The 20,417-nt window shown below is 59.5% G+C and carries 16 protein-coding genes; 10 read left to right on the top strand and 6 right to left on the bottom strand.

The features are described from left to right. Nucleotides 1–349: 349 nt before the first annotated feature. Nucleotides 350–748, top strand: a complete 399-nt coding sequence (locus CHB69_RS17510; RefSeq protein WP_089217210.1) for a single-stranded DNA-binding protein — start codon at nucleotides 350–352, stop codon at nucleotides 746–748. Between the two features lie 67 nt (nucleotides 749–815). Here CHB69_RS17510 and CHB69_RS17505 read toward each other — a convergent pair whose 3' ends face one another. Beyond that, nucleotides 816–1,082 (bottom strand): DUF6437 family protein, encoded by a 267-nt coding sequence (locus CHB69_RS17505; RefSeq protein WP_022673609.1) that lies wholly within the window; start codon nucleotides 1,080–1,082, stop codon nucleotides 816–818. A 346-nt stretch (nucleotides 1,083–1,428) separates the two neighbouring features. Between CHB69_RS17505 and CHB69_RS17500 the strand changes: the two genes are divergently transcribed. The 5 genes from CHB69_RS17500 (at nucleotide 1,429) to CHB69_RS17480 (ending at nucleotide 8,971) form a co-directional block, all read left to right on the top strand. Next, nucleotides 1,429–1,650 (top strand): hypothetical protein, encoded by a 222-nt coding sequence (locus CHB69_RS17500; protein ID WP_050599527.1) that lies wholly within the window; start codon nucleotides 1,429–1,431, stop codon nucleotides 1,648–1,650. A gap of 731 nt (nucleotides 1,651–2,381) precedes the next feature. Then, nucleotides 2,382–2,714: a hypothetical protein gene (locus CHB69_RS17495; RefSeq protein WP_089217209.1), complete on the top strand. Its 333-nt coding sequence runs from the start codon at nucleotides 2,382–2,384 to the stop codon at nucleotides 2,712–2,714. Continuing rightward, nucleotides 2,704–5,016, top strand: a complete 2,313-nt coding sequence (locus tag CHB69_RS17490) for a type IV secretion system DNA-binding domain-containing protein (protein WP_089217208.1) — start codon at nucleotides 2,704–2,706, stop codon at nucleotides 5,014–5,016. The genes CHB69_RS17495 and CHB69_RS17490 overlap by 11 nt, the downstream gene beginning before the upstream one ends. A gap of 58 nt (nucleotides 5,017–5,074) precedes the next feature. Next, nucleotides 5,075–7,990 carry a MobF family relaxase gene (gene mobF / locus CHB69_RS17485; RefSeq protein WP_089217207.1) on the top strand — a complete coding sequence of 972 codons (2,916 nt, stop codon included), beginning with the start codon at nucleotides 5,075–5,077 and terminating at the stop codon, nucleotides 7,988–7,990. Nucleotides 7,991–8,062: 72 nt separating this feature from the next. Then, nucleotides 8,063–8,971, top strand: a complete 909-nt coding sequence (locus CHB69_RS17480) for an HNH endonuclease (RefSeq protein WP_089217206.1) — start codon at nucleotides 8,063–8,065, stop codon at nucleotides 8,969–8,971. Nucleotides 8,972–8,981: 10 nt separating this feature from the next. Here the strand turns inward: CHB69_RS17480 and CHB69_RS17475 are convergent, their stop codons facing one another. Together CHB69_RS17475 and CHB69_RS20300 are read right to left on the bottom strand one after the other, a co-directional pair. After that, entirely contained in the window at nucleotides 8,982–9,617 is a 636-nt protein-coding gene (locus CHB69_RS17475) for a S24 family peptidase (protein ID WP_089217205.1), read from the bottom strand. Nucleotides 9,618–9,939: 322 nt separating this feature from the next. Continuing rightward, nucleotides 9,940–10,290: a hypothetical protein gene (locus CHB69_RS20300; RefSeq protein ID WP_170935626.1), complete on the bottom strand. Its 351-nt coding sequence runs from the start codon at nucleotides 10,288–10,290 to the stop codon at nucleotides 9,940–9,942. 35 nt (nucleotides 10,291–10,325) lie between these two features. On the opposite strand from CHB69_RS20300, the gene CHB69_RS17465 reads away from it, so the two are divergent. The 4 genes from CHB69_RS17465 to CHB69_RS17450 are packed head-to-tail and all read left to right on the top strand — an operon-like array spanning nucleotide 10,326 to nucleotide 15,170. Beyond that, nucleotides 10,326–10,508 (top strand): hypothetical protein, encoded by a 183-nt coding sequence (locus CHB69_RS17465; protein WP_039388589.1) that lies wholly within the window; start codon nucleotides 10,326–10,328, stop codon nucleotides 10,506–10,508. Between the two features lie 2 nt (nucleotides 10,509–10,510). Further along, the gene (locus CHB69_RS17460) at nucleotides 10,511–12,532 is read left to right on the top strand and encodes an AAA family ATPase (RefSeq protein WP_089217204.1); all 2,022 of its coding nucleotides are present in this window, start codon (nucleotides 10,511–10,513) and stop codon (nucleotides 12,530–12,532) included. After that, a complete protein-coding gene (locus tag CHB69_RS17455) occupies nucleotides 12,529–13,002 on the top strand; it encodes a DNA phosphorothioation-associated protein 4 (protein ID WP_052321967.1) in 474 nt (157 codons plus the stop codon). The genes CHB69_RS17460 and CHB69_RS17455 overlap by 4 nt, the downstream gene beginning before the upstream one ends. A gap of 8 nt (nucleotides 13,003–13,010) precedes the next feature. Continuing rightward, a complete protein-coding gene (locus CHB69_RS17450) occupies nucleotides 13,011–15,170 on the top strand; it encodes a DEAD/DEAH box helicase family protein (protein WP_089217203.1) in 2,160 nt (719 codons plus the stop codon). Between the two features lie 49 nt (nucleotides 15,171–15,219). On the opposite strand, the gene CHB69_RS17445 is transcribed toward CHB69_RS17450, so the two are convergent. The 3 genes from CHB69_RS17445 to CHB69_RS17435 are packed head-to-tail and all read right to left on the bottom strand — an operon-like array spanning nucleotide 15,220 to nucleotide 20,368. Continuing rightward, nucleotides 15,220–16,053, bottom strand: a complete 834-nt coding sequence (locus CHB69_RS17445) for a phosphoadenosine phosphosulfate reductase domain-containing protein (RefSeq protein ID WP_039388585.1) — start codon at nucleotides 16,051–16,053, stop codon at nucleotides 15,220–15,222. Further along, complete coding sequence (locus CHB69_RS17440; protein WP_141134046.1) at nucleotides 16,050–19,391, bottom strand: ATP-binding protein; 3,342 nt, start codon at nucleotides 19,389–19,391, stop codon at nucleotides 16,050–16,052. Before CHB69_RS17440 ends, CHB69_RS17445 begins: the two co-directional genes overlap by 4 nt. After that, entirely contained in the window at nucleotides 19,388–20,368 is a 981-nt protein-coding gene (locus tag CHB69_RS17435) for a DUF4007 family protein (RefSeq protein ID WP_052321965.1), read from the bottom strand. The genes CHB69_RS17440 and CHB69_RS17435 overlap by 4 nt, the downstream gene beginning before the upstream one ends. Nucleotides 20,369–20,417: the final 49 nt, after the last annotated feature.

The following is a 20,417-nucleotide window of genomic DNA, read 5'->3' as shown; positions in this document are numbered from 1 at the left end:
GGCAACCGCATGGCTCTTCGTCGCCTCGATACAACTCTTCACTCGCCGCATCGCAAGGCTATGAAATTATGAACGATAATTTTGAATCAGACTCTTAGCCTTCAGGCCCACACCCGATACCCATCCGGCTTTCTTCGCGAACAGTCCTGAATCAGGTCAGCTGAGGAGCCGCAACCCGTTCCTTTGACGGCCGTGTTGTCGCGCTTCGCGCGCCTGCCCGCACCACCCGTCATGAACAGGTTTCCCTTGGAGCTTCGCTCCTGCGGTGCAGTCCTCCCTTGCCCTGCTTCTTCTGGATGTTCGCAAGCCGGAGATGGTCTCCGGTTTGAGGAACTGAAGGACTTTCACCATGACCAATATCGCAATCCTCACCGGCCGCATCGCTCGCGATCCCGACACCCGCGAGACTAAGGGCGGCACCAATGTCACCGGGATCACCGTCGTCACCGATCGCCCCGCGCGCGACAAGGACGGCAAGACCTACAAGGACGAGAACGGCTACACTGCCAAGGAAAGCGAGTTCCACCGGGTGACCTGCTTCAACGGCCTCGCCAAGACCGTCGGGCAGTACTGCTCCAAGGGCCAGCTGGTCAGCGTCCAGGGCCGCATCCACTACACCCAGTGGGAGGACAAGGACGGGGTCACGCGCTACGGTACCGAGATCCTCGCCGACAAGGTCGACTTTCTCTCCCGCGGCAACGGCTCGGGTGAAGGAGGCGACAACACCGACGCTCCAGAGATCGACTGACATCGATCCCGATCGCCCCCCTTACGAAGAGGCTCTGCCGCAAGCGGCAGGGCCTCTTCTTCTGTGGTTACTGGGTTCCCGGCGCTGCATTCGAAGCACGGGTTGAACCGCGCGCCGTCAGTTTCTCGATCGCGGCATCCTCGCCGAGTTTCCCGAGCTCTTCGGCAACCTTCCTCAGACCCTTCTTCGAAAAGCTTTCGAGGCCGCTTCCCAGGATGATTTCGCCGAGTTCCCTGGCCGCTTGCACTTCAAGTTCGCGTTGTTTGGCGTCGAGCGCCTCGCGGTCCGCTTCGAGCTTTTGCAAAGCTGCAATCGCGCTCCTGTTTCGGGGCATGTTTTTTGTCCTTTTGTCCCCCTCGGATTTGCTCCCCGGTTGTTCACATGCCCGCGTCATCGGGGTGTAGGAAAGGCAATTCGCACCCAGCAGGCGTTCGATATTGGGGCGGAGGTGGTGGGTCCTGGCTCACGGTTCTCCCAGCATGATGGCCTTGCGCCTCCCGCCTCAAGGACGGCAGGGCCCCACCATTTTGCCCGCCACCGGATTGCATCCGGCAGCGACCAAAATCGTTACCCCCACCGCCGCTATCGCGGTCGCCCATCCGGGCGATCCCTGACCCGGGATGCACAAGACCATCGCGCGCACCTCCTGTCGTCTCACGACAGAAATCAGGAGGAATATCATGGCTTATTCGATGCATTGCGCCCTTCCGTCCCGGAGCTATTTCGAGGCTCTGGAAACAGCCGAGAAGAGAGCGCTGCACAGCTTCTTCGATCAGCACGTTATCGAGGATGACGAACTCGGGTACTTTGCCCTCGACGAGGGTGACTACAACATCTTGCCAGCACATCTCGCAGCGCGGGTGGTCCACACGGTCCACGGCGGCATGCTCGACGAGTTTTGAGACTTCCGACAGGGCGGGAACCGGGGACGGTTCCTGCCCTTTTTTCTTGTTCGCCGGGTAGTCCAATCAAGCACAAAAAGACCGGTTGGGTCGGTTGCTCTGACGGCCGCCCACCGTAATGCGGCGGCGCCCGATAAATGGAGCGGGGCTGTGGACGCACTCTGTCCCGCGCATCTTGCGATGCGCTCCTGAGGGTGCGGCCTGATTTGCTCTTGGGCCCCGCACGCACTTGCGAACCGGCACCGGGTCGGGCGGCGGGAAGCTAGGGCATGCGACATGCCCCGCTTGCCTTGCTTCCCACGCGCCCTTGGCCGCTGCCTCTTTCGCAGGTGCTGTCTTTGGCTGGAGGCGTCAAACTGCCTCCTATCTGCATGCGATCAGCTGCCAGCCCCGGTTGCTCGCGCTTCAACGTGGAGATCGGGAAAAGTCGTCCTTGATCAATCCCCTTATTGCCTGGACCACCTCGCGCATTTGGGAACAAAGGAGCACACCGTACCCCGCGATTTCGGGATTTACCTCTCTGTTATTGCTGAAGAATGTGGTTTTGGGCGAAATCAACCCGTCTGCGAGTAGAGCGGCTTTGCGCTGATCCGCTGAAAACTCACATCTCTCTATTACGCTGAAATATCGTCTGAATCTTTCGATTGACTGCGAGTTGTTCACGATTTATTCTCATCAGCACCTTCCGCAAGGTGAGCCAGGTTCCGTCGGCCCGACAAGGAACCTGTTTCATGACCCGACAAGATCGGCTTCAGACATTCGTATCTCTCTCCGTTGGTAACTGGGTTCGCCAGTGCGCCGCGGACCATGGCGTCAGTGTCAGCGTCTTTATCCGTGACCTCATTGTCGCAGCGTGGCAGCGCGATAACGAGGCGAAGGACCGGCCCGCGGGGCTCGATCCCGCGCGCCAGGCAATCTTCATATCGGTGGCGCTCGATGCGCTTCTGGCCAGCCATTCTGACGCGAGTTTGCGCGACCGTACTCACGAGGCGTACCGGCGACGCCTCGAGCGTCTTGGCCTCCCCGTCAACGCAAACATGGGAGGCCAATCCCATGAAGCATAATCTCCTGAACTTCACCCGCGGGAGCCAGTTGCTCGGCCACTTTGGTTTCATGTTTGCAGCTGGCCTGAAGGGCCCCTTGATTGTCACCGGCCTGGTAGCGGTCGGCACCTGCTATTGGGAAGTGCGGTCGGCTCTGAGTGATCACCAGATCTACCTGGTCTGGATGCATATCTACGCCAGTCTCTATGCCTTCATGGAGTTCGATCCGGCCAAACTGGTCAACCTTGAATTGCTTGACGGCGAAAGGGTCGGCCTCCCGTTTGGCATCGTTCGCGAGTTCCCGCCGATGCGCGAGGCGGTCGAGGCATTTCGTTCGGCAGTGAAGCAGGGATTGCTGGTCTCAGCGGTACTGCTGATCCCGGCCTTCGTGTTCTTCTGGTGGTTCGCCGAGCGCTTTGGCGGTCGATCAAAGGAGCGCAAGCACGAGCGCGGCGCGATGCTGGTTTCGCTCGACGAACTCGAAGAAGAAATCGAGCGTCACAACAAGGCATTCCGGGCCGAGGAATTGGGACGCAAGTTCGGCTGGAAGTGGCGGCTTGCGAGCTCGTCGGCGCTTGCCGAAGCGGGCCATTACCAACCCGCACATCTCGCCGGCGTGAGCTGGCCGTGGCGGCTCGAACAGAGCCACGCCATGCTCATTGGCACGACCGGAACCGGTAAAACGGTGGCGCTCACAGAACTTGTTGCCGAAGCGCGTGAACGCGGCCAGCGCGCGGTCATTTTCGACCTCACAGGGGCTTTCATAGAGGCCTTCTACGATCCCGCGCGCGACATCATTCTCAATCCTGTCGATGTTCGGTGTCCGCTATGGAGCGTGTTCAACGACTGCACGACGGAAGCCGAGTTTCATGCCGCTGCCGAGGCGCTCGTGCCCCATGACGGGGGTGGTTCAGAACAGTTCTGGGTGCTCGCGGCACGCATGCTGTTCGTCGAGATGTGTCTCCATCTTGCCCGTGCCGGCATGGCAACCAACGAGGCTTTGGCTCGGCGACTAATGACCGCTGACCTGTCCGAAGTGCATAAGCTGATGCGCGGTACAATGGCCGATCCGCTGACCGCCCCGGAAGCGGCCCGCATGGCGGAATCGATCCGCGCGGTGTTCAATGCAAATGCGAAAGTGCTCAAGCTCTTGCCCTCATCCGGACCGCGCTTTTCGGTCCGCGACTGGGTCAAAGGCGACTGCCAGGCGGGCTCGATCCTGTTCCTTTCTGCCCGCTATGTCGACATGAGCATCTCCTCGCAGTTGCTGACGCTGTGGCTCGACACGGCGATGAATACGCTGATGACGCTCGAGCGCACACAGGACCTGCGGATGTGGTTCCTGATCGACGAGCTCGGTGCCCTTCACCGACTACCGGCGCTTGAAAAGGGGCTGCAAACGGCGCGCAACTTCGGCGGTGCGATCGTCACCGGGGTGCATGCGTTTGCCAAGCTCAAGGAAGTCTACGGCGAGAACATGGCCATGACACTTTCCTCGCTTGCGCGAACGAAGCTCATCCTAGCGACGGCCGATCGAGAGACAGCGACCTGGTGCTCCGATTTCATCGGCCACCGGCAGGTGCGCGACATGGAAGAAGGCTACAGCTACGGGTACAACAATGCGCGCGACGCAGTCAGCCTGACGCCGAGGCGGCAGATCGAGCCATTGCTCCTGCCCGACCAGTTTATGAACCTTGCGAGGTTGTCGGCCTACATCAAATTTCCTGATGGATTCCCCGCTGCGCCGGTTTCGCTCATTCCGCGCACGCGTGGCCGTATTGCCGAGGGATTCATCGCCCGCGAGAAACCGCTCGTAAAGCCTGGCCAGGGTCCTGCGGCAACGACGCTCCAAGCAAAACCGGGTTCGAAACCGAATGACGAGCATCCCGCCTCGAACGATGACGGTGCTGGTAAGCCTGTCGATTTAAGGCAGCTCAAACTTGACTTGGAGGGGCAGCGCCGTGTCGCCGATGAACCGCAGGATCGGCAGGAGCCTGTGCCGCTTGAAAAGCTGAATGCAGGACGCGCTGCTTGTGATCTCCGTGCCGAAACCCGGTCCGATACGCATCTGGATGCAGGTCCAACGCTACCTCTGGCTGCCGTGCAAACCGGTGAGGATGCACCAGCAATGGGCGCGGAACAGCATCCGTTCGAACCAGGAACCGCCGGCGATGACGCAGCTGGAAAGGGCGGTTCGACGCCCCAAGCTCGCGCGGTGACCAGTGGGCACCAATCTCTCACGCCGGTCGAGAAAGACCTGCGTGAAGGTGCGGTCGCAGATCCTCCGGAAAAGGATTTCGGCGAGTTCGAGCCCGACATGTGAAAGGCAAATAGGGAGGGATTACCCGGCCGCGAGGGGAGCCGTGACGAGGACCAACCGGATGCTTTCCGTCGCCAATGTGCGCTCCCCTTCGGCTGCTGCGAGCTATTTCGCGGCAGACAATTACTACACCGGCGCCGATGCCGATCGTTCCGGAACCTGGGTCGGGAAGGGAGCGGAACGACTTGGCCTTGAGGGCCGCGTCAGCGCCGAGCAATTCGATGCCTTGCTGCGGGGAGAGCTTCCCGGCGGTATCCAGGTCGGCAACGCGGGCCAGGCCCACAGGCCGGGAACCGACCTCACATTTTCACTCCCGAAAAGCTGGTCGCTGCTCGCGCTGGTGGGCGGAGACCAGCGGATCATCGATGCCTATCGCGAGGCCGTCATCGAGACCTTGCGCTGGGCAGAAAAGAACGCGGCGCAGACCCGGATGGGTAGTCAGGCTGGATACGGGAAGGTCGCGACAGATAACCTGACGATCGGTCTTTTCCAGCACGACACCAACCGCAACCAGGAACCAAATCTGCATTTTCACGCGGTCGTGGCGAACGTCACGCAAGGCAGCGACGGGAAGTGGCGCGCGCTTCGCAACGACAAACTTTGGTCGTTTAACACCCTGCTCAACTCGATGACCATGGCGCGCTTTCGTCTGGCGGTCGAGAAAATGGGCTTCGAGGCCGGGCCGGTTGGAAAGCATGGCAACTTCGAAGCAGCGGGCATTGCCCGCGAGCAGGTGATGGCCTTTTCGACGCGGCGCGAAGAAGTCCTCGCAGCCAGGCGCGGGAGCGGACTGGAGGCAGGGATTGTCGCAACGCTGGAAACACGCAAAGGCAAAGAGCCAGTGCGCGATCGCGAGGGCCTTCTTGCGTCCTGGCGCCAGCGAGCCGAAGAGGTCGGTCTCGATCTCGGTGGTCTGATTGACGCATCCCAGATGCGTGCCGCGGCGAAGGTCGCCGGAGGCTCGAAAGAGCAAAACCTCCTTCAGCGCGGGATTGCGAAGCTGAGGGAGTTTGCGCAGCGGATCAAGGGCGATCCGGCTGATCCACTGATCCCTGCCCATGTCCTCAAGCAGGATGCGCCGACCATTGCGGCTGCACAGGCCGTGGCCTCTGCGGTGCGTCATCTCTCGCAGCGCGAGGCAGCCTTTCCCCGTGAGGGATTGCTGAAGGCGGCGCTCGATTTTGGGCTACCGACGACGGTGGGCCACGTCGAAACCCGTGTGAACGCATTGGTCAGAAGCGGCGCACTTGAGCCCGGCAAAGGCGAACACAAAGGCCGGTTGGCGAGCCGCGAGGCGCTTGAACTTGAAAGCACCATTCTCGCGAACGTCGACCAGGGACGAGGTGCAGTGTCGCCCATCCTGGATCGGAAAGACGCAGCAGAACGGGTTCAGGCAGTTGCCGCGATCAACCACGGAATTTCGCTCAACGAAGGGCAGGAGGATGCGGCGGGCCTTGTGCTCTCATCGCGTGACCGGATCGTAGCGATCCAGGGCATAGCCGGGGCGGGCAAAAGCAGCGTGATGAAGCCGGTCGCCCAGCTGCTCCGCGAGGAAGGCAAGCAGGTGCTGGGGCTCGCCGTGCAGAACACGCTCGTCCAGATGCTCGAACGCGACACCGGCATCCGTTCGATGACCATTGCCCGCTTTCTCGCGCAATGGGGCAGGCTTCTGCACGAGCCGGGAAATGCCACCTTGCTGAGTGAGGCTCGGAGCGCGCTCGGAGACCATGTCCTGGTGCTCGACGAGGCCTCGATGGTGTCGAACGAGGACAAGGCCAAGCTGGTAAGGCTGGCGAACCTTGCCGAAGTCCATCGTCTGGTTCTCGTCGGTGACAAGCGACAGCTAGGCGCCGTCGATGCCGGTAAGCCCTTCGACCTCGTCCAACAGGCCGGGATCGAGCGCGCCAACATGGATGTGAATTTGCGCGGCCGCGATCCCGTCCTGCGGCGAGCCCAGGCCGCCGCGCAGGAGGGACGTATCGACGATGCGCTCCAGGCTCTTGCTCCTTCAACCATCGAGGCTCGCGGGGACAGTGCGATTGTTGCTGCCGAAAAGTGGCTTTCGCTCAGCCCGGCGGAGCGGGATCGGACCTCGATCTACGCGTCGGGACGGGCCTTACGGTCTGCGGTTAACGAGGCTGTCCAGCGCGGACTCAAGGCCAATGGCGAGCTTGGCCCACGATCGGGCCGTCTGACCGTTCATTCGCGGATGAATGTGACACACGAGGAATTGCGATACCTTCGCACATACCAACCGGGCATGGTCCTCAACTTTCGCTCGCGCGACAGCACCCAGAAACTCTCCAAGGGCGACTACACCGTCAAAACCATCGACCATGCGCGCAAGCAGCTCGTGCTTGAGGACAGGAAGGGGCGGGTTCGCAAGTTCAATCCCGCGCGCTTGCGGCCGGGCGCAGTCGAGAGCCGGCTGTCGCTCTTCGAACGCAAATCGCTTTCCATCATCGAGGGTGACAAGATCCGTTGGACCGACAACGACCACAAGCGCGGGCTATTCAATGCCGACCAGGCCAGGATCGTGGCCATCGACACAAAGGGCGTCTTGGTGAAGACATCAGCGGGCAAGGAGCTTCGCCTGAGCCGCGGCGACCCCATGCTCAAACGCTTGGACCTCGCCTACGCCCTCAATGCGCATATGGCGCAGGGACTTACCTCGGATCGCGGGATTGCAGTGATGGACAGCCGCGAACGCAATCTCGCCAATCGGCAGACCTTCCTGGTCACGGTCACCCGGCTTCGCGACGGCCTTACGCTGATTGCAGACAATGCCGAGAAACTCGGCCGGGCCATCAAGTCCAACAGCGGCGAGAAAGCGTCGGCACTTGAAGTAACACAAAGGCTCAAAGCGGCAGCTGCCAAGGGGCTTTCGCAAGACAAGGATGTTGGCAGCGGTTCGCCCACAAGTGACAAGCCGGAACTCACCAAGGAAAGGGTAAAGCCTTTCGAAATCGGCATTTGATCACCGACAGCCTGGACGATTTCAGCGTTACCAGGCACGATGCCTGTTCGAGAGAAGTGCGGAGCGTTGCCGGTGAAGGGTGTTTTCGAGATCAGTGGCAATTCGCGCTACGACGACCTCATTACCGAGCGGTATCATTTCCCCTCGCAATATCTTCCTCAGGCCCGCCAGCTCGAGAACGACTGGATCCTTTATCGCGAAACCCGCGTATCGGGCGGCCGGATGGCCTACATCGCGACTGCTTTCGTTGAGCGGATCGATCCAGATGAGGCTGATCCAACCCATTACTACGCGCGCGTCAGGGACTATCTACCTTTCGATGATGTGGTCTCCTACCGCGACAAGGACGGACGCTTTGCCGAACGCTTCCTTCGCGAGATGGCCCGTCCTGGCGATGCCGGAAGGACGCTGCGCGGAAAATCGGTGCGCACGCTCGATGGCGATGATTTCGTCGCCATCGTCATTCAGGGGCTGAGCGAGACACTAGACCCGGACAACCGGATCAGGCTCGAGCTCGACGAGCGGTACATCGACGATGCAACCGCCGTTCTCCTTGCCGATGATCTTGGCGAACGCCGGATCGAACAGATCCTGGCGAACAAGAAAATCCGTGCCGCCAGTTTCCGCAACCAGGTTCTCGACGCTTATGACAGCACCTGCGCCGTCACGGGATTGCGGATCATCAATGGTGGCGGGAAAGCCGAGGCACAGGCGGCTCATATCTGGTCTGTCGCCGATGGCGGACCCGATGTTGTACCCAACGGCGTGGCACTCTCGGCTACCGCCCATTGGCTGTTCGACCGGCATCTCATCACATTCGACGACAACCTGTGCCTGCTCGTATCGCACAACAAGGTGCCGTCCGACCTGTTGAAGCTCTTCCCGCCTTCAGGACAGAAGATCAGGCTTCCGGTCGATCCGCGGGATCACCCCCGGCTGGACTTCGTTGCCAAGCATCGCGCGCGTTTTGCGGGGTTCTGATCAGGTCGGATCAGACCGCGCGCCCGAACCAGATGACACGGCCGACCACCTGAATCTCGGACCGGTCGACATCATCCCAGCTGGGATAGGCCGAATTATCGCTGCTAATCGTGATCTTGCGGCCACCTGGCTTGAGTGTCACGCGCTTGACCACCAGCGCATCGTCGGCGCGCAGGACGTAGATGCCGTCACGTAGCCGCGAACCCTGGTCCGACGCATCGACGAGCACTTCGTCGCCATCGCTGAGTGTCGGCTCCATGGAGTCGCCCAGGACATGGATGATCGAAAGGCTGGCACTCTTTGCCCGGGTCAGCCGGGCAAGCCAGCGTTCGTCGAAACCGAAGCGGGTATGGGCGGTCTCGCTTTCGGCAATCGCTCCGTAGCCTGCCGACGCATCGACATTGAGCACGGGTATCTCGATCAACCCGTCACGCATGGGTGCAGGCGGTCCGCCAAGCACTTGCTCGTCGACCCCGAAGAAGCTGGCAAGCGTGCGCCGGTCATCGTCATCCAGCTTTCGAGGCGAGCCGCGCTTGATGAACTGCTGAATGTAGGACGAGTTTCTTCCGATCATCCGCGAGATCGAAGAATATCCGAGCCGTCGCTGCTGGATCAGGCGATCGAGCTCCTCTCTGACGCGTTCCATCGTGTCGTTCCTTCTGACGGTCTGAGGAGAGAAGGAAATCTCCTAGACTGGATGGAACCTTCCTACTAAGAACAAACCAGGAACACAAGTACTGAGTGAGTCGAGGAAGGCCATGAAATTGCTGGATCGCATTGAGCGACACCTGAAGGAATCGCACATGTCGGCGACACGGTTCGGTCGTCGCGCGGTTGGCGATCCACGCTTCGTGCTTGACCTACGAGCTGGCCGGAGGCCGCGTCGCCGAACGGTGGAAAAGGTGGAGCGCTATTTGGCTGATCGGCCAACTTGCTAGCGCGGCGCTTGCGCTCACACCGTCTGATTATCACGGTTGGCCGATGTCGTTGTCGATGAGGCCGAGTACTACCACTTTCTCCATAATGTTCAGTGCTTTGTATCGGCCAAGGCCGCCGGGCACTTCCATATCAATCTCAAGCTTCGACGAGACCTCACAGCCCCAGATGGTCGTAAGCTGCTCGACGATGGCTGCGACGGGATCTGATGGATGTCGCGGGCTAGTCGGTACGAAGAGATCAGAGCCGTACCGTTGCAACACGAACGAAGGACAACTGGCACTTTGAGGATGAAGGAGATCGGAACGGCGATCGTATTTGCCCCCCCAAGTGTTGAGCGGCTGTATTTCCCTATTTACCAGATCGATAGATTGGTGACACATGTAGCGCCAAGACCGCTTCTGGGGGATGACGAGAAATGCAGGATGGCGACGCGGCCGAGACGCAATCGGATGGAAGCGAAGAACTAGAGAACCGCGTGATCGCGGAAATCGTAGAGCTGCAGCGCGAATTCTACTTCGAAAACCGGAACAAGGACAGCGAGCGACGCCGGCGCCTTCGTGACATCATCGATCGCGCCACTCCGTTGGGAGGAGACTAATCATGTGGCTCGATGAAATCACCCTGAAGGATTTTCGCTGCTTCCATGGTGAGCATACCATCGAATTCTCGATGGATCCGGATGAAAACGTTACTCTGATTCACGCGGAGAACGGCGTCGGAAAGACCACGCTTCTAAACGCGATGCTTTGGTGCTTTTACGGCACGACCACTGCCAAGTTTGAACGCAAGCAAGACCTCGTCAACCACGACGCCAAGGCCGCAGGGAGAGATTCGTGTTATGTAGAAGTCCTCTTCGAGCACAACGACAAGCGTTATCGTGCCCGCCGCTTCCATGGCAACGGCACCATGGGCGGTCGTGAGTTCTCAATCATGCGGATCGATGATGGCCACAGCGTTTCGATCGACAACCCCGATAGCTTCATCAACACAGTCATACCGAAGACCATGGCGGGACACTTTCTTTTCGACGGTGAACATGCCGAGGTCTTCCTCGGCGAGGAGAACCGGCGCGGAATCCGCAAGGCAGTCCAGGATATCCTCGGCTGCAATCTAATCGAGACCGCGATCGAGGATCTTGAAGAGACGGCTGCGTACTATCGGCGGCAAATGCCTAAAGCCAAAGCGACCGACCAGATCGAAGTCCTCTCGAATGAGATCGACCGGCTTACGGAACAGCTTAAGAGCGGCAGGGAAGCACTCGATGGACTAAAAGGGCAAGCGGAGCAGAAGCAGCAACAGATCGCCGACATCGAAGCTAAGTTGCGCAACTCGGCGGCTGCACGAGAACTCCAGGCCAGCCGCGACCGGGCGAACAACTCGCTCAAGCGCGCGATCACCAGAGCGGCAAGCGCGCAAGACGAGTTGCTGAAGTGGCTAGGCGACAATGGCCGCTTCCTCGTCTCTTCTCGCATTACCGAGAAGACATTCGACCACCTCGAGGCTCAGGATGTGAAAGGCCGCATACCTTCGCCCTACAACGAAGAGTTCGTTCAGGACATTCTCGAGATGGAAGAATGCATCTGCGGGACCGAGCTGAAAAAGGGCTCGACTGAATATGAGAAGGTTCGAAGTCTCCTTCAGAAGGCAGCGAACAAGACGTTGCGGAGTCGGCTTTCGAGCGTGCGCTCCACCCTAAAAGAACTCAAGCGGGAAAGGGAAAAAGCGCCAGGCCGGCTGGATGCCGCCAACAAGCGACTCGCCGAAGCTCGACAGGAAATCAGCGCCATTGAAGCTGAACTAGGGGAAATCTCCGACAAGCTCTCTGGTATCGATTTCGATGAGATCGCCGAACGCGAGCGGCGTCGTAATGAGCTGCGAAGCGAACTCGATGGGATAAACCGCCAGATCGGCGCACTCGAAAACAATCTCCGCAGTTCCGAGGCGTCCAAGGCGAACAAGGAGCGCGAACTCAACAAGCTGCTCGAGAACGACGAGGATGCGAGAATCTTTGTCCGACGTCACGAGCTGTGCGAACGGCTCAAGGAGCGGCTCGAAGCTGAGCTCGTCGAAGAAGAGGAAGACGCTCGAAAGATCCTTCGCTCGCAGATCAGCAAGGTCCTTCAGGCCACCACCCGGAAAAGCTTTAAGCTGAGACTGACCGACGAATACGCAGTGGCCCTCGTCAATGAAGAGGGAACGCAGCTCCCCAAATCCAGTGGTGAAAACCAGCTACTCGGTCTCGCATTCACCGCTGCCCTGGTCGAGTACGCCCGGCTTCGTCAGAACGCGAAGGATCACCGACTGCTGCGAGGCACGGTCGCCCCCCTCGTTCTCGACTCGCCCTTCGGCCAGCTCGATGACAGCTATCGCGAGACCACGGGCGAGCATGTGCCACGCATGGCCAGTCAGGTGGTACTGATGGTCTCGGGCTCGCAGGCCAACAAGGCAGTGATCGACGTGCTGCGCGCGAGAGTCGGGAAGGAATACGTCCTCGTCCGGACCAACCGTGCTTCCGGAGAAGGGAAGAAAGGCGAGACCCGTCAGTTCAACGGGAAAGACTATGCCGTTGCTCTGTTCGACCAAGAGGCCGATGGCACACGGATCGAGGAGATCGTTCGATGACCGCCAGAGCACCAAACATCAACCGATCCAAGATCTACGAGGAGTATGTCCAGAAGCTGGCCGCCATACCGCTTCCTGGTTCCGAAAGGAGGCTCTTCCCGACTATCCGTGAGTTGCTCTGCTTTGCAGCTCTTCTTGGATTTTCGGAGAAGCGGCGTCTCCCGCTCGATCGCTCGCAGGGTGTCGAAGACGTCTCTTATCAACAGTTCGAGCGCGGCGACGCAGAGAATCTCATCTACCTGATCGCGCTTGCCGAGACCGAGGATCCCGACATCCTTCGCGAGGGGGAAGAGGGGCGCTGCGCCGAGATCTTCGAAGAGTATGCCAACGGGGGCCTTGCCATCATCAAAGACCACCTTCTGCGTGAAGGCGGGGAATATCCTGACAGGGCCTTGATGAGCATGCTGCGGGAACGAGGCTATCTCGTGCCCGCTCAGGCGGAGCCGGATCTAGCAGCAATATCATTCTGAGGCGCTCGATGGCGCTAAGGAACATCCAGGCCAAGGGGGTCTACAAATCCGACCGGGACAACATCCTGGAGGATTTCTATTTCCCCGCGCTGTCTGCCGCGGTTCGCTACGACCGGGCCGTGGGCTTTTTCTCGAGCTCAACGATCACATACGCTGCCCAAGCGCTCAGCACCTTCACCGCGAACGGTGGAAGAATGCGCCTCATCGTCGGGGCGTTTACCGATGCTCGCGACATCGCCGCTATAAAGCGGGGCGAAGACCAGAAGCGGATCTCGGAGGAGATCGGCGAGCAGTTCCTCGCCGCGATCGAGGAAGCGCAAGGGGAGGTATTCGAACAGCGTTTCCAGACCTTGGCGTGGCTTGTGGCCGAGGGAAGGCTGGACATACGCGTGGCGCTCCGGCCACACGGAATGTATCACGACAAGGTCGGGATTATCACCGACGAGGCGGGCGATGCATTCGTCTTCGCGGGGTCAGCGAACGAAAGCGCTCAGGCCCTGCTCCCGACCCACAACTACGAATCGATAGACGTCTTCCCCACCTGGAAGCTCGAACTCGAACCCTACTTCTCCGAACATCGGGCGGCATTCGAGCGCCTCTGGGAGAACAAAAGTCGCGGTACGGCGGTCATCGACGTTCCCACCGCGCTCGAAGACCGCCTTCTCGAAGTGGCCGAGCGAATGGATGCCCCACCAGATCCTGCGCGTGAACTCGCCATTCTGAAACGGCTCAAAAGTCAGGAAGACGAATTTGACGTAACTCCCAAGGAAAGAGGACCGAGGCTCCCCGAGATGATCGGCGGCAACAAGTTCGAGATACGCGCCCACCAAAGGGACGCACTCAATGCCTGGCGCGAGAAAGGCGCGTTCGTAGGCGTCTTCGATCTAGCCACCGGTGCAGGCAAAACCATTACTGCTTGCTACGCCGTAGTACAGCTGGCCAAGAGCATTCCCGGTCTGACCGTTGTAATCGCCGTGCCCTACCAGAACCTCGCCGACCAATGGTGCGAGATACTCGAAATCTTTGGGATCGAGCCGATCCGCTGCTACGTCTCAAAGACGGAATGGGAAGACGATCTTCGCCAGACCATCCACGATGTCGAAATGGCGGCGATCAACTTTGCAGCGATCGTGGTCGTGAACCGAACGATGAAATCTCCGGAGTTCCAGAGCGCAATCTCAAGAATACCGGAAAACCGGTTCCTATGGATTGGCGACGAGTGTCACCACCATTCGTCCGAAAGCTATGCCGGTTTCCTGCCGCAAAACGCAAAGTATAGGATCGGCCTTTCGGCCACTCCTCACCACTATCTCGATGAGGAGCGTAACCGGCGCCTCACAGAATACTATGGAGACATAGTCTTCAGCTACACCCTACGGCAGGCGATCGAGGACGAGGTTCTTACCCCGTATGAGTACCACCCGCACATCGTGGAGCTCACGCTCGACGAAGCGAACGAATTCGCCGATCTCTCCAATGAAATTGCCAGACATTTCGCTCGGGAGAAGTCGGCTGGTTCCAAGCCAAGCCAAGGTCTGACGGCCCTTTTGATGCGGAGGGCCCGCGTCATAGCGTCGGCGGCGAACAAGCTGCCGGCTCTTGAAAGCGTGCTGGCGGGTAAGCGGCCACAGAACCATACGCTGTTCTATTGCGGGGATGGCACGGTCGAGACCGATCCCGCCGATGAAGAGGACGAGATTCTCGAGGGGCGACAGATCGAAGTCGTGAGTCAGCAACTCGACCGGCTTGGCTGGCGCATCTCGCGTTTCACATCGAGAGAGCCGCGTCGGGAGCGGGACTCGATCCTCACCAATTTCAAGTTTGGCCTGATCGATGCAATGGTCGCTATCAAGTGCCTCGACGAGGGCATCGATGTACCGGCCTGCAGCACCGCGTACATCCTTGCGAGTTCTCGAGACCCCCGGCAGTTCATCCAGCGGCGTGGGCGCATCCTGCGCAAGTCACCCGGCAAGGACAGCGCTACCATCCATGATTTCATCGTAGTCCTGCCCGAGGGCTACGAAGATGCGGCGGGGCATGCACGTAAGCTGGTAAAATCCGAACTCAAGCGGGTCGCCGAATTTTCAAACCTCTCCCTGAACAGCGCAGAAGCTTATCAGGTTCTGCGGCCGATCCTTACGGCCTACGATCTCGAGCACGTGATCTGAACCTCGACTTCGCTTCGCGATACACGAAGTGGCTTGTTCTCGGGTCTTCTTACTTGTGGCAGGCCAGACAGACCTTCGCCTGCCCGTAGAGCTCGTCGAGATCAATCTCGCTATCGTCTGATCGCAGCGGATTGCGGACTCGCTTGGCCTTCGCCCTTTCCAGACGCTTGCGGTGTTCTTCCCGAATCTGTTCCACGCGCTCTGGCCGCGCGAGATCTTCCAGGGATTCCCCTTGGCTCCAAGTGAAGGGCGAACCGTGTTCGATCGCATTCTTCTCGTAGGATTTCGCCTCTTCGAAGCTCTCGGGGTGACGCTCCATCAGACGGACCCATTCAATCTTCTGTTGGAAGAAGCAGAAGGTACAGCCCGAACGTGACCGCCACTCGTAGTAGCTAGGAAGTCCGAGACCGCTCGCCTCGAGGATGTCAATCACACCCGCCTTGTCGACTCCTTCCTCCCTAAAAGGAAGCAACACCGAGAGGTTGGGGTGAGTGGAGGAATAGCCCTCGCGGTAGTTCTCGTCGGATCTTATCGCGACGTAGCTCACGACCTCGTCGCCGTCATCCAGGGCAGGCCAGAGCCATTGTTCGAAAGGACGGATCTTCAACTGCCTTGTGCACCACCGGGTCCGCGGGCTCGGTAGGAATGACTTGTATTGGCGGAGCCAAAAATCGAAGTCGCGGTCGGGATTAAGCCGCTCGATCGGCTTCCCTAGAAAACCCTCCAGGCGACCGAGGTACTCATACACCTCGGGCAGCTCCTTGCCCGTGTCCGTGAAAAAGTACTCCAGCTCGATGTCCGGCCGCGTCTGGGCCATGTGGACAGCAAGTGCGGCGCTATCTCTGCCTCCCGAGAGGCCCAGGACGTGTCGTTGCCTACTCACGAAACTCCTCCCGTCGCCACGATCGGAGAACTCGACTCCGGCTCAGCAACCTTGTCTTCCTGCGCCAAAAGTGAAGCCAGTTCGGCAGCAGCAGCTATCGCCACATCCCGGGAAACGCCCGCAGAGATTCTTTCGCGGAGGCTATTGGCGATCGCCCGCGCTTGATCGAGCTCTCCTGCGTCAAGTTCGACCTCCGGTCTTAAGACGCCGGCGCCCTTTGGGTCCGACATAAAGATGGCGAGCGCAAAGCGCGATTGCTCGCGACCAGCAACATGGGCTAGCCCTTCCGCCCGCAGGAAATCACGGGCCAGAGCAGCCAGTTCGATCCGCGCGGCATCCACATCTCGATCGACCCAATCCCGCGGCGGCTTGTTCGCCGCTAGACTGGCGAGACCTTCGAGAACGTCCATACTGCCGTCGAATGAGGAAAGGCGGGTCGCGAACGCATCCAACCGGAAGTTGCCTGTGATCCCTGTGACCCTCTCCGCCCTGGCGCGCAGGTTTGCGAGACCCTGCTTCCCCTGGACGCGCAGTTCCCTCAGCAGATCTTTCTCCAATGAGGCTAGCATTTCAGGATAGGCCTCGGAGATTTCGTTGAGCCCTTCCTTCAATATCCGAGCAACCTGCTCTGGCTTTCCTGCCGAACTCACTAGCGACGGAATGTCATCGAGCATGAATTTGTTCGGATCGTGTGCTGTCATGGCGAGATCGCGGACCTTTCGGGCGGAAGGAGAAAGGCGCGCAGTCCGCCTTACCCAGCCCGGCGTCTCCATGACCAGGGAAACGAGTTTCCTGCCAACCAATAGCGGCTCAGCCGCCACAATCTCATCGCCTGTCAGTCCTTCGAGAACACCGGCCACTTCCTTCAGGATGGCTGCGTCGCGCTTGGATATCTCGCTGTACCGCAAACGAATGCTCGAGGCTTCCTGGAGCAGCCTGTCTACGAACAGATCGCTTATGTCCGAGCAGAAGCTTTCATCGAGGTATAGCGCGAGAGTGTCGCGCCGCGTGAGCAGATAGGCGAGCCCAAGAATGGGCAGGAGGCCATCTTTCGTGCCGAAGGGTCGGGCCTGCCAACCATCGAACAGTTTCTCCAAACCGATACCGTCTGGTCCCGCCTTCTCTACGAGCTGATCGGCCTCCTCCCAAAGGGCGTGAAGATTGGCGGAATCGTTCTTCGGTTCGCGCAAGGACAGCGCGCCACTTCGATCTGCGGCGTGAAGTCCTGTGGTTTCGAGAAGCGAGACATATAGTCCCTTCTCAGGCGGATACTTCTGGATCCCGAGGCTGGGCTCGTCCGCTGCCGAAATCATCGCGTTCATCAAAGCTCGTGTGGCCGCGACCGCGTTCGAAGATGGCTTCGTACGGTTGACGAGTTCGTTGCGGATGCGCGGAGCCTTCGAATATAGCTCGGCTGCCAGGCGAGATGCGATGACGGAGAGATCCTTGACCTTTCCAGCAATGCCGATCTCGTCCGAAGCAAGCGCCGGTATCCGCCAGGAGATGGTCGAGAAGCCATGGCGGATCCGGTCCTCGAGTTCTCCGGCAACCCGTACCAGTCTGCTCGCGACCTCTCTGCGTGCGACAGCATCTCCCTTCAGTTCGGGGCGTGACGCTTGGACCCGTTCGAGAGCGATTAGCTCTCGGCTCAGTTCGCGAAGCATATAGCTGTCACTCGACAGGCCAATTGCGATGGGCCGGTCGCCAACTTCCTTCTCCAGCCCGTCAAGCACCCGCCGCACTTGAGCCGGACTTTCGCCATCCTCATTCACGAGGAGTAGGAACAATCCAGAGGAGCCTCGTCCCTCTTGATAACTTGAAATCCGCTTCTGCGCATCGGCTAAAGTTGCAATGTCCACCTCGAACCAGCGCATTGCACCAGTCTCATGATATTCGCGCTTGGCCAGAATGGGGGCCAGAACACCGCTTCCGCCAAGCTTGGAAAAATCGCATCCAACGACTTCGCCGAGTGCCTCTTCCAGTGCTTGCTCGACGTCGAAATCAGAGCCGGCATAGAGGGTGAAGCCGCCGAGGTGCCTGCGGAAGATCACAACCGACCTTCTCTTTAGCTCCTCGAGCGCAGCAACGATTTCCTCTTCCTTCAGATCGGGAAGAGCGGCAGCAAGAATCTCGGTGGATGCAACCAGTCCCGAGCGATCTCGGAAAAGGTCCAAGAGTGCGACTGCTCGCAAGACGGAGAGTTCGGGCTTGCTTGCGCCGGCGACTTCCGAACGTTCGATGGCGTCGAGCGCGAGCGACCACCTATGTGAGTCCGGAGACGCCATGATCGATGGCTCGAGATTGGCTCTGAGATAGCCCCACAACCAGTCGCAGTCGTAGGCCGCCGCTCCCTTCACAGGTGTCGAGCTGAGGAAGTCCTGAAATCCACACGGTTCGGCGGATCCGAGGAAGCCGAAGAGACTTCGTTGGTTCTGTCCGAACCGGCGCCTCGACAGCGGCCCGAGCAGGCACGCGACCACCGGCCCGAGCGGCCAGCATGACGCGAGACGGCGCTCCGCCGCATCAGAACCGCCGCGCGCCCCACCAATCGCTTTGGCGACTTCCGATATGCCCGCTATTGCTTTTGGTGGCGTGTCGCACTCTATCGCACGGGAAAGCAATTCGATCTGCTCTTCGCCAGTCGGATTGAGCGGCACATCAACATATCGACCCTGTATCTTGAGCCAGTCCTCGCGGGTCTCGCGTGCAAGCCGATAGGCGTAGTCATCGAAAGCCTGATGCAGCACACCGACCACCACCAGATGGCCATCCGAGCGCGACGCTGCTTCGGCCAATTCCTGGAAAAAGAATGCGTCACCCCCTTCGGAGGCAGCATGTTCGAGCAATTTGCCCATCTCATCGATGACAAGCAGGGTGCCGATTCCGCGCTTGGCTTCGGCGACGAGGCGCTCGATCGGTCCACTCCCCTTCTTGATGCCCGCTTCATCGAGCGCGGAAGTAAGGACCGAAGACGCATCTGAGCGCGAGCCGACGATCGAGAGAGTGGTCCAACCTTGCGGTTCCCATCCCATTTTCGTGACGATCTGCTCGCGGAGTTCTGCGGGGAGCACTTCAAGCGCTTCGTCGCGAGAAGGCCCAGTTGGCCCGAGCAGAGCGGCAAGTACAACCGCTAGACTCGACTTTCCGCAACCATAGGGGCCGGTCCAAGTGAAGGCCCCATGACCGAGCGCGGAGACATGCTCGATGGTGGTTTCGAGCGCCTGCGCTGCGGTAGCAGTACAGATGAAGCCCTCAGCAACACCAGCATCATCACCCACACGGATGGAGCGTTGGAAACGGCGACGGACACGAGTGATATCAGAGAGAGTCTTGCTCATGCCGCCTTCTCCAGGATGTCAAAAAGCGGGTTGAGGAGGCCGTCTGCATCAATTCGGTCGAGTTCCTTGCGACGAGACACCTGCCGCAATCCGCCGCCTTCGTCCCACACCAGCGAAGCGGACGTGAATTCTTCAATCCGCTCTAGACGCTCGACTAGGGAATCCTCGTCGAGAAGGAATGCTCGTCCGGGTGAGCCAGGGTCATGGGCGATGGTCTCCAGGGAGAGCGAACCGCGCGTGGAAAACTGCGAGCGCCAAAACTCTACAAGAGCGAATGCGAAGACTTCATCGGGCAGCGAAGGCTTCGGTCCCCGGCGGAACTGCAACGCGCCTCCCGCCATCGAGGCAATGAGCCCAAGCTCAGCGAACGGGCTTTCGAGACCATCCTCGATCGTTCCTCGCCGCGAAGTCTTGGTCACATAGGTACGAACAAAGCATTCGGCGTCCCTATCGACCGTGTTCTTCGCTATCCGGCTGTTCGCCAGCCGACCAACCTCTCGCAGTTCCTCCAGTCTCGCCCAGAGACGGGCAGCAAGGGTATCCTTGGTGAATATCGCATCGTTAAATTCGTTAAAGGCGTAATACCAAGTCGTGGCCCGCCCAGGGCTTGCAACGAGCCGCCAGTGAAGAAGCCAGAGAGAAGCCGGAAGCTCGAGATAGGGGTCACCTCCACCGAAGATTCTATGGCCTAGTGCTGTAGGCTCCAGCAATTCGAGCCGTCCCACCCGCTCCCCCTGTGGCACAAGTACTCCGCAGGCGAGTGACCAATGCCGCATCGAAGCGACCATGTTCTTGCCAACACCGAACTTTCCTATCCCTACATTTGGGGAAAAAGCATGCTGTTGCTGTTCATCTTCGACTGCCAATTCTTCACAAACGGCGTCGTAAGACTTCTTTAGCCACCCATATCGGCAGGGAAAGGTCTCATGTCCGGCCACCTGCAGCTTGATGTCATCGCGGTCCAAAAGGCTTCGCATCCCACCCATTTCCCTATCACTGGACAAATTCACCAGTGATGATAGCGAG

This window comes from Sphingopyxis indica (assembly GCF_900188185.1).
Classification (GTDB): Bacteria; Pseudomonadota; Alphaproteobacteria; order Sphingomonadales; family Sphingomonadaceae; genus Sphingopyxis; species Sphingopyxis indica.
This window is presented reverse-complemented; position numbering and strand designations above follow the sequence as displayed.

Bases quoted from the DNA above. Each gene is read 5' to 3' on its own strand.
- CHB69_RS17510 (WP_089217210.1), top strand. From the start codon at position 350: ATGACCAATATCGCAATCCTCACCGGCCGCATCGCTCGCGATCCCGAC.
- CHB69_RS17505 (WP_022673609.1), bottom strand. From the start codon at position 1,082: ATGCCCCGAAACAGGAGCGCGATTGCAGCTTTGCAAAAGCTCGAAGCG.
- CHB69_RS17500 (WP_050599527.1), top strand. From the start codon at position 1,429: ATGGCTTATTCGATGCATTGCGCCCTTCCGTCCCGGAGCTATTTCGAG.
- CHB69_RS17495 (WP_089217209.1), top strand. From the start codon at position 2,382: ATGACCCGACAAGATCGGCTTCAGACATTCGTATCTCTCTCCGTTGGT.
- CHB69_RS17490 (WP_089217208.1), top strand. From the start codon at position 2,704: ATGAAGCATAATCTCCTGAACTTCACCCGCGGGAGCCAGTTGCTCGGC.
- mobF (WP_089217207.1), top strand. From the start codon at position 5,075: ATGCTTTCCGTCGCCAATGTGCGCTCCCCTTCGGCTGCTGCGAGCTAT.
- CHB69_RS17475 (WP_089217205.1), bottom strand. From the start codon at position 9,617: ATGGAACGCGTCAGAGAGGAGCTCGATCGCCTGATCCAGCAGCGACGG.
- CHB69_RS20300 (WP_170935626.1), bottom strand. From the start codon at position 10,290: ATGTGTCACCAATCTATCGATCTGGTAAATAGGGAAATACAGCCGCTC.
- CHB69_RS17465 (WP_039388589.1), top strand. From the start codon at position 10,326: ATGCAGGATGGCGACGCGGCCGAGACGCAATCGGATGGAAGCGAAGAA.
- CHB69_RS17460 (WP_089217204.1), top strand. From the start codon at position 10,511: ATGTGGCTCGATGAAATCACCCTGAAGGATTTTCGCTGCTTCCATGGT.
- CHB69_RS17455 (WP_052321967.1), top strand. From the start codon at position 12,529: ATGACCGCCAGAGCACCAAACATCAACCGATCCAAGATCTACGAGGAG.
- CHB69_RS17450 (WP_089217203.1), top strand. From the start codon at position 13,011: ATGGCGCTAAGGAACATCCAGGCCAAGGGGGTCTACAAATCCGACCGG.
- CHB69_RS17440 (WP_141134046.1), bottom strand. From the start codon at position 19,391: ATGAGCAAGACTCTCTCTGATATCACTCGTGTCCGTCGCCGTTTCCAA.
- CHB69_RS17435 (WP_052321965.1), bottom strand. From the start codon at position 20,368: ATGCGAAGCCTTTTGGACCGCGATGACATCAAGCTGCAGGTGGCCGGA.